The sequence below is a fragment of the Pantoea sp. 18059 genome, from assembly GCF_902706165.1.
GTDB lineage: Bacteria > Pseudomonadota > Gammaproteobacteria > Enterobacterales > Enterobacteriaceae > Pantoea > Pantoea agglomerans.
This window is the reverse complement of the sequence record NZ_CACSJS010000055.1, coordinates 1-417: the sequence shown is the minus strand read 5'-3', so window position 1 is coordinate 417 and position 417 is coordinate 1. Positions and strand designations below refer to the sequence as shown.

The following is a 417-nucleotide window of genomic DNA, read 5'->3' as shown; positions in this document are numbered from 1 at the left end:
GCGCGATCCCGCCCAGGTCTGCGCCGCGGCCGGGGAGATGCGCCGGCTCGTCGCCGCGGAGCGCGGCCATGCCGGGCCGTACGACCTCAAGCTCGCCCCCGGCGGGCTGTTCGACCTCGATTTCCTGGCCCAGTCCATCGTGCTGAGCCACCCGCAGGTCCAGGCCGACGGCATCGGCCTCTCGGGGGAGGCTGTGCTCCGGAAGGCCGGCGCGCGCGGGATCCTGCCCACCGCCATGACCGAGCCCCTGGCCGAGACCTACGGCTTCCTCGACGCGGTCTACCAGTGGCAGCGGCTGGTGATGGCCGATCCCGGCGCCGTCCCCCCCGACGGCGCCGCCCGGCAGATCGCCAAGGCCGTGGGCCTGCCGGATGCCCGCAGCCTCGCGGCGGAGCTGCATCGCCACCGGCGCCGGAC

At 76.0% G+C, this 417-nt stretch carries 1 protein-coding gene; it reads left to right on the top strand.

The genetic code is table 11. The features are described 5' to 3' along the window. Nucleotides 1-417 (top strand): hypothetical protein (locus GVJ63_RS22035; protein ID WP_200843143.1); only part of this gene is annotated, 417 nt, incomplete at both ends.